Here is a 7,567-nt window from a genome sequence, read left to right as displayed (position 1 = left end):
TATCGGGGGTCCCCGCAGGCAGGTCTCACCTGCTGCCGCCTTTGGACAGTCCTCGCCCTCCACGAAAGCCAGGTCGTTTGAGAACCCCGAGCTTCCGTCTTCTCACACGGCCTGGCATCCCAGCAGGTCGACGGCTCGCTATCTGACAGATGCAATCTGACAGGACAAGACGCCCGCGCAACAGGACACAGAACAAGTGGGCGATGAGGCCGCGGGGGGCCTGGGGTCGGCGGAGGAGCTGCGCGAGCTGGTCGACGCCCGTCTCGCGCTCACCCGGATCTGCTGCCCGGGCCTACAGCCTGTGGGGGGTCAGAGGGTTGGGCGGGAACCCCCCTTCCCGCAGGCCTGGCCGGACCTCTGGCGGACCACCTGCCGCCCTCCGTTCCGGACCGGCACGAACTCACACGACGTGGCATCGGTGTCCCTCGCGACGAGTCAACCCGCGCCGGAGGAGGAAGCCATATGACGTAACGGTAGTAACCTCAGAATTTGTAACTCGTTGAGAGATATGTAAAAAGCAATTGCCCCAGGTATTAGGAGTATGCATGTCTCTCGCGATTTCCCGGCTCGCCGTCGCCGCCGCTGTCTGCGGTGCTTCTGTCGCCGCGCTGGCCGCGGCCGGTTCGGCCTCGGCTCACGGCCATGGCGGCGCGTCCGTCAACCATGGCGGCGCGTCCGTCAGCGGAGTGGGCAATTCCACGGTTGGCACGGGGACGATCCAGTCGGGTGTGGCGCCCAACACTGCGGTGCACCCCGAGACGCAGGTCGCTCCGTCCGTCAGCGGAGTGGGTAATTCCTCGGTTGGCGCGGGGGCGATCCAGCCGGTCGTGGCGCCCAACACCGTGGTGTAGCCCGTGACCCAGGCCGCTGCGTCCGGTCTGTCTCGGGGCCATGCGCCTGCCATCAGGAACTGACCTGCGTGCGGGGTCGGTAACAGCTGGCTTGTTGTTCTGGCACAGGTGCGGGTGAGGTGCACAGGCCGGGGATCACGGATTTCCTGGTGTCCCTGGCTGTGGCAGCGCGGTTCCTCCTGCCGTGCTGGCCTGGGAGTGCAGGCCCGGCGGATGAGCCTGCACCCAGGGGCTATAGCGGACCGGACAAGCAAGGGGCCGGTCCGCGAGCCTGGGCGTGGATGACGTGGTGGGTCAGCCTAAGGGTGTCCCGTAACCGTTGGTCAAGGGACACCCCTCAGTCAGCCCGCTGTGGTCCGCCGACTTGCCCGCCAACCACCTGCCGTGATCAATGGTCTGCGCACGTCCTCGACCCGCTGCTTACCCCTGCGGTCCCTACGCCCGGGAGCGTTGCCGAGGTAGGTCCGCGCACGAGGGTTGTGCCCGCAGCCAGTGTTTAGGAGGAACGGCTCCGGGCGGGGTACGTGGTGAGGTCAGGCCAGGGGTTCAGCGACAAGCTGGATGACTTCTGCGGGACCTGCTCGGAATGCCGGGCTGGCTGCATCGGCTTCGATCATGTGTGGGGTGGCATCGTGCGCGGCAAGTGCGTCCTTCGACGACCATCGCTCGATGAGAACGAAGCGGTCGGGCTCGTCGCTCACCTGGTGCATGTCGTATTGCAGGCATCCCGGCTCGGCTCGCACGACCGGCGCTAGACGCTCGAATGCAGTGATCTGTTCCTGGCCGCGGCCCGGAAGTGCAGTGATGAGGATGACGAGTTGTATCGGCTGTGACATGCGCTGAAGCGAAATCTACCCAAGGGATATCCCGCAACCGCTGGTCACGGAGTGAGATGATCTTGGTGTGGCTGGTGTGATCACGGCGTCGGAGCCGTCCTGGATAGGGCCGTTCACCGGACTGAGCCCACGCGGTTTCGCCAAGTTGGTGACCGCACTGCGCCGCGAGGGAGCGGACGCGGTCCAGCGGGGTCGGCCGTGGAGCTTGCCGCTGGACGACCGGGTGTTGCTTGTCGCGGCCTACTGGCGGACGAACTTGACGCTGCGCCAACTCGGCCCGCTGTTCGGGATCTCGAAGTCTTCGGCCGGGCGAATCATCGACCACCTTGGGCCCCTCCTCGCGGTCCGGCCACGTCGGCGGTTCCGCAAGGACACTGTCCTCATCGTGGACGGAACCCTGGTGCCCACACGGTGGCTGAGCAGTCGAAGAACTACAGGTATTCCACCAACCATCAGGTCGTCATCGACGCCGACACCCGGCTCGTCGTCGTAGTCGGAAGGCCCCTGCCCGGCAACCGCAACGACTGCAAGGCCTGGGGCCTCTCCGGCGCGAAGGCGGCCGTCGGTAACACGACAGTGATCGCGGACGGTGGCTACCGCGGCACCGGCCCGGTTATCCCACACCGCCGCGAACGCGACCAGACCGAACTGTCAGCCTGGAAAGAGGAGCACAACCGCTCACACCGTAAGGTCCGCGCCCGCGTCGAGCACACCTTCGCCCGCATGAAGGGCTGGAAGATCCTCCGCGACTGCCGTCTCAAGGGGGACGGCGTTCATCACGCGATGCTCGGCATCGCACACCTCCACAACATCGTTCTTGCTGGACAGACCCAGCAGGCTCAGCCGCAGTGCTGTCTGACTCTGCCATTCGATCATTTGCGGGACAAGCCTTAGCTGACCTTTGCAGGTGTTCTCCTGCCATATGTATGCCCGGAGTTCACCTCATGAGATTACGAAAGCCCGTGCGGATTCCCCATAAAGCTTTGGTCCGGGAGTTCCGGGGTTATGTGCCTTCTCGACTCAGCTGGTCGGGTTGCCCGAGAGTGAGGTTCCGGTGAGGTTCCCCCGGGCGACCCGGTTCTGGCAGACGCGACAGCCATGTGGGCTCCGTCGCTCCCCTTGAGTTTCTTCGCGGTCTTCTCCGCCAGGACCGTTGTTTTCCGGGAGTTTCGCCGCGAGCACCTGCGGGACGGCGGGCCGCGGCCGGTGACGGCACTGCTGTGTGTACGGCGCCCCGCGGGCCTCGGCCCCGGCCGTAGTGGCGTCCTGCGGTGCCAGGTGCCTGTGCGGCTCCACTTCGAGCGCCCCCTGTGTGGGTGATCGCGGACGGCCCGGAACAGCGAGATGCTCCCCCAGGCGGGAGCGCGGGGCGAGGCGCCGGCAACCCCTCCTTGGCCGGAGCACGGAAGGGACGCTTTCCTACCGACTTGCTGACCGCCTTCCCGCCACTGTTGGACCGTCACCCACGGCACCCGGGTGGCGGTCCGTTGGTGGTCCAGTGGCGGTGCTGGGTGGCGGTCCGACCGCGGCGGCAGGGATCGGGGGAGTTCGCCTGGAGCCGGGCTGGATCAGGTCGCCGCCCGGCGCGGGGCGGCAGCGAAATGGCCTGCTTCGCGTGCTGCTGGTGACAGGCAGCGCGCCGTATCGGTGACAACCACTGTGCTTGGCCCGACTGAAGCCGCAGTTCAGCGGATGCCGGTGGTGACACCTATCGTGCTTTGGCTCAGCCGTCTCCCTTGGGCCCCTCTTCAAGGTGGTCTCGTGTGCGGCGGGAGTTATCCCATGAGGGCAAGGTTGTGCAGTCGGGCGATGCCGAGCATCGCGGTGTGAATGCCGTCGCCCTTCAGACGGCAGTCGCGAAGGATCTTTCAGGTCTTCATCCGCGCGAAGACGTGCTCGACGCGGGCCCGGACCTTGCAGTGGGAGGTGTCGTGCTCCTCCTTCCGAACAGGCAGTTCGGTCCGGCCGCGTTCGCGGCGGTGCGGGATGACCAGGCCGGTGCCCCGGCAGCCGCCGTCCGCGATGACCGCGGTCCCGCCGACGGTGGCCTCGCACCGGACAGTTCCCACGCCTTGCAGTCGTTGCGGTTGCCGGCGACCGGCCGACCGACGGCGACGACGAGTCGGGTGTCGGCGTCCATGACGACCTGCTGGTTGGTCGAGTACCTGTAGTTCTTCGACTGCTCGGCAACCATATGATCCCGCGTGGGGACCAGGGAGCCGTCGACGATCAGCACGGCGTCCATGCGGAACCGCTTGAGGGGCTGGAGCGCGAGCGACGGCCCGAGGTGGCCGATGATGCGGTCAGCGGCTGACTTCGACACCCCGAACAGCGGGGCGAGCTGCCGCAGCGTCAAGTTCGTACGCCAGTAGGCCGCTACCAGCAGTGAGACGTCCATGTCCGCCTCGGACTCCCCAGCCGCGCGGCGCCTCGTCAGACCGAGCCGAGGCCCGGAGTTCAGTTCCTCGTCGACGGCGGTGGGGCGTCCGCCGGCCGTACCACGTACACGGGTTCCAGCACGAAGACGGGGATCACACGGTCGGTCGTCTCCTGGTACTCGGCGTACGGCGGATACGCGGCGACCGCACGCTCCCACCACTCGGCCTTCTCGTCCCCCGTGACCTCACGGGCCGTCATGTACTGGCGTATCGAGCCGTCCTGGAGCTCCACGTGTGGGTCGGACTTGACGTTGAAGTACCAGACCGGGTGACGCGGGAAGCCGGCCTTCGAGGCCACGGCCGCGTACCGCCCCTCGTGCTCTACGCGCATCAGCGGGATCTTGCGAATCTTGCCGCTCTTCGCGCCGCGCGTCGTGAGAATGACGACCGGCAGGCCCGTGTCCCAAAGCGTCGTCCCCTGCGTGCCGCCCGAACTCTCATACAGCTCGACCTGATCGCGCACCCACTGCGCCGGGCTCGGCTCGTACTCGCCCTCAAGAGGCATCGCGGTCACCCCGTCGTCGCTTACGGCTTATGTTGCCCAGTTCAACACAAGCCTTGCGCCGAGACGAGACCGCCGTGCCCGCTCTGCCGACAAGTTCAAGTGAGACGGCAAGGTTCCGGTGTCTCACCCGCTTTGTCTCTCCGCAGATCAGGGCGTCGCCCGGCGGCAAGATCGAATGAGACGGGACAGGGGGCTTTGACAGAAGGTCTCGCGCACCGGATGTCCTGTCTCGGTCTTCCTGGTCCCGATCTCAGCTGCTCCGGCACGATTCGCCCGTCGTCTCAGGCGATCTGGCCGATGTGACGACCGACTGCGCGGTGAAGTTGAGGAATCCGAGGCTGCCGCCCGTCTGGGGGAACCCGGAGTGGTTCAGCCCGGGCAGTCCCGACCTGGCGCTTCAAGGTCGTGGACGGTCCGGGCGTTCTCGGGATGCCAAGCGTAAGCGTCAGCCTCGGAGTGCGCCGAAGAAGGCGCGGACGTCGGTGACGAACGCCTCTGGCTGCTCCAGCGCGAGGAAGTTGCCGCCGCGTTCCAGCAGTTGAGACAGGACACCGGACAGCAGATCCGCGCGAAATCCCCTTGCACAATGGTCAAGAATCGTTGACCATTGCTCGCATGCCTACCGATGATCTTCCCGAGACGTTTCACGTCACCACGGACGAGCAGCTGCGCGCCGTCTCCAATCTCACGCGCCACCGCATCATGGCCGTGCTCCGCTTCGAGCCGGCGACGATCACGCAGATCGCCGAGCGGGTGGGCCTTGCGAAGGGGAGTTCCAGCTATCACGTGCGGCTGCTGGAGCGGGCCGGCCTGGTGAAGGTGGTACGGACGCGGAAGGTGCGGGGTGTCACCGAGCGGTACTACGCGATGGCCGCACGGGCGATCGTGCTGCCGGATCCGGGCGAGGGAGGGCCGGATGTGCTGATGCGGCATGCGGTGGCGGACCTGGAGGCGTCGCCGGTGGATGGCGAGCGGCACGTACGGATGGCGCATCTGCGGCTCACCGAGGAGCAGTTCGCGGAGCTGGGCGCGCGACTGCAGGCATTGGCGGACGAGTACCGGGAGCTGTCCGATCCGTCGCTGCCGGACGCGTCACTCGTCTTCGCACTGTTCCACCCGGCACCGCGCGAGCAGGCCGAGGGAGGCGCCAAGTGACCTCAGGCATTCGGAAGTTGCCGACCGGTTTCGGACGGCTGTGGACTGCGCAGACGGTGTCCTCGCTCGGTGATGGGGTGTCGCATGCCGCGCTGCCGCTGCTCGCGTTGACGTTGACGCGGGATCCGATGGCCCTCGCCGTCGTCACGGCCGCCGGGACGCTGCCGTGGCTGCTCTTCGGGGTGCTCGGCGGTGCGCTGGTGGACCGCTGGGACCGTCGGCGCACGATGTGGGTCATGGACGCGGCGCGTGCGGTGCTGCTCGCGATACCGGCGGCAGCGGCCGCGCTCGACGTGCTGAGCATTCCGCTGCTCGCGGCCGTCGCCTTCCTGCTCGGCCTCGGCGGCCTCTTCTTCGACACGGCCGCCACGGCCTATCTGCCGGATCTGCTCGGCCGCGACCCCGCACTCCTGGAGCGCGCCAACTCCCGCCTGCGCGGCACCCAGACCGCCGCGTCCGGCTTCGCAGGGCCGCCCGCGGGCAGTGCTCTGCTCGCGCTCGGGCGGGCGGTTCCGCTGCTCGCCGACGCGGTGTCGTTCGCGCTCTCCGCACTGCTCGTACGGTCGCTGCCTGCCGCACCCCGGCCCGTACCGCAGGCCCGTGAGTCGCTGCTGCGGCAGGCGCGGGCCGGCGCCTCGTACGTCTTCCGGGACCGGTTGCTGCTCGGGCTCGCGCTCCGCCCGGCGGTCGGGAACATCGCCTTCCTCGCTGTGGAGACCGTACTCGCCCTCTTCGCGCACGACCGCCTCGGCATCGACACCTACGGCTTCGGCCTGCTCCTCACGGCGGAGGCCACCGGCGGTCTGCTCGGTGCAGGCATCGCCTCCTCTCTTGGCCGACGTCTCGGCACCGGCACCGCACTGACCTGCACGGCCGCAGTCGAAGGGCTGGCCATCCTGGGCCTGGCCGCTGCCCCGAACCCGTACGTCGCCGGCCTCGCGCTCGCCGTCTGCGGGGCCGGCATGGGCGCCACGATGGTGCTCGGGCCCTCCCTCCGGCAGGCGATCGTCCCGGCCCACCTCATGGGCCGGGTCGCCTCCACCTCCCGCATGCTGGCCATGTGCGCCGCCCCCATCGGGGCCTTCCTCGGCGGCTGGCTGGCCACCAGCTACGACATCCGCACCCCGCTCTACGCCGCCGCCGTCCTCCTCCTGGCGATGACGGCCGTCACGGCATCGATGACCAACAACCGCCGGGTCGAAGCGTCGCTGCGTGCCGCCGCCCCGGCCGGCGGTCCGGATCACCCGGCATCCAAGGAACCCGCCCAGGAGAGTGCACCCGACTTGTTGTGACGCCTGCCGCGAAGGCGTCACAACACGTCGGGTGCCAGGCCCCCGCGGGGCGCAACGAGTGGCCGGGTCGGTCGGGTGTGCCGGCCGTCAGTCCTCGTCGTCCTCGGCGGCGTCCGGGTCCGGCCCCGGAGTCCTAGCCCGGACACCAGGGAACAAGTAACCCGCTGGTAGCTTTCAGGGCTTCGTGACTGCGGTTTTCTTCGGCTGGCGGGGCACGGTGTTGGTCTTGTCGAGGTGCCCGTGCACCGTCGACCTCGGCACGCTGAACATGTCGGCGATCTGCTGGACGGTCTTCTCCCGCTCGTCGTAGAGCCGTTGGGCGAGCGCGGCTTGGTCCGCGGTGAGCTTCGGCCGGCGCCCGCCGACCCGCCCCCGGGCCCTCGCGGATGCGAGCCCGTCGTTGGTGTTCGCCACGATCAGCTCCCGCTGGAGCTCTGCCAGTACAGACAGTATTCCGAACATGGCCCGCCCGCCCTGCGCCTGGCGGCTA

The 7,567-nt window shown here is 68.1% G+C and carries 6 protein-coding genes and 2 pseudogenes; 4 read left to right on the top strand and 4 right to left on the bottom strand.

The window, feature by feature from the left end:
• Nucleotides 1-545 precede the first annotated feature (545 nt).
• A complete protein-coding gene (locus AQI88_RS46440) occupies nt 546-851 on the top strand; it encodes a hypothetical protein (RefSeq protein WP_159050589.1) in 306 nt (101 codons plus the stop codon).
• 533 nt (nt 852-1,384) lie between these two features.
• Here the strand turns inward: AQI88_RS46440 and AQI88_RS42040 are convergent.
• Nucleotides 1,385-1,687, bottom strand: a complete 303-nt coding sequence (locus AQI88_RS42040; RefSeq protein ID WP_067011094.1) for a putative quinol monooxygenase — start codon at nt 1,685-1,687, stop codon at nt 1,385-1,387.
• Nucleotides 1,688-1,754: 67 nt separating this feature from the next.
• Between AQI88_RS42040 and AQI88_RS42035 the strand changes: the two are divergent.
• Nucleotides 1,755-2,581, top strand: a pseudogene (locus tag AQI88_RS42035) (transposase).
• A gap of 881 nt (nt 2,582-3,462) precedes the next feature.
• Here the strand turns inward: AQI88_RS42035 and AQI88_RS42030 are convergent.
• Both AQI88_RS42030 and AQI88_RS42025 read right to left on the bottom strand, forming a co-directional pair.
• A pseudogene (locus AQI88_RS42030) lies at nt 3,463-4,082 on the bottom strand (transposase); the annotation flags it as partial.
• 62 nt (nt 4,083-4,144) lie between these two features.
• Nucleotides 4,145-4,630: a nitroreductase family deazaflavin-dependent oxidoreductase gene (locus AQI88_RS42025; RefSeq protein WP_067011101.1), complete on the bottom strand. Its 486-nt coding sequence runs from the start codon at nt 4,628-4,630 to the stop codon at nt 4,145-4,147.
• A gap of 615 nt (nt 4,631-5,245) precedes the next feature.
• Here AQI88_RS42025 and AQI88_RS42020 point away from each other — a divergent pair.
• Both AQI88_RS42020 and AQI88_RS42015 read left to right on the top strand, forming a co-directional pair.
• Nucleotides 5,246-5,785 (top strand): ArsR/SmtB family transcription factor, encoded by a 540-nt coding sequence (locus AQI88_RS42020; protein WP_067011092.1) that lies wholly within the window; start codon nt 5,246-5,248, stop codon nt 5,783-5,785.
• Nucleotides 5,782-7,077: an MFS transporter gene (locus tag AQI88_RS42015; protein ID WP_079058193.1), complete on the top strand. Its 1,296-nt coding sequence runs from the start codon at nt 5,782-5,784 to the stop codon at nt 7,075-7,077. Before AQI88_RS42020 ends, AQI88_RS42015 begins: the two co-directional genes overlap by 4 nt.
• Nucleotides 7,078-7,251: 174 nt before the next feature.
• Here AQI88_RS42015 and AQI88_RS42010 read toward each other — a convergent pair.
• On the bottom strand, nt 7,252-7,567 hold a 316-nt coding region (locus AQI88_RS42010), incomplete at its 5' end, for a recombinase family protein (protein WP_159050588.1).

It is taken from the genome of Streptomyces cellostaticus, from assembly GCF_001513965.1.
In the GTDB taxonomy this organism is placed as follows: Bacteria; Actinomycetota; Actinomycetes; order Streptomycetales; family Streptomycetaceae; genus Streptomyces; species Streptomyces cellostaticus.
Note: the sequence above shows the minus strand (reverse complement) of the source record. Positions and strands in the feature narration are given on the sequence as shown.

Bases quoted from the DNA above. Each gene is read 5' to 3' on its own strand.
- AQI88_RS42020 (WP_067011092.1), top strand. From the start codon at position 5,246: ATGCCTACCGATGATCTTCCCGAGACGTTTCACGTCACCACGGACGAG.
- AQI88_RS42040 (WP_067011094.1), bottom strand. From the start codon at position 1,687: ATGTCACAGCCGATACAACTCGTCATCCTCATCACTGCACTTCCGGGC.
- AQI88_RS46440 (WP_159050589.1), top strand. From the start codon at position 546: ATGTCTCTCGCGATTTCCCGGCTCGCCGTCGCCGCCGCTGTCTGCGGT.
- AQI88_RS42025 (WP_067011101.1), bottom strand. From the start codon at position 4,630: ATGCCTCTTGAGGGCGAGTACGAGCCGAGCCCGGCGCAGTGGGTGCGC.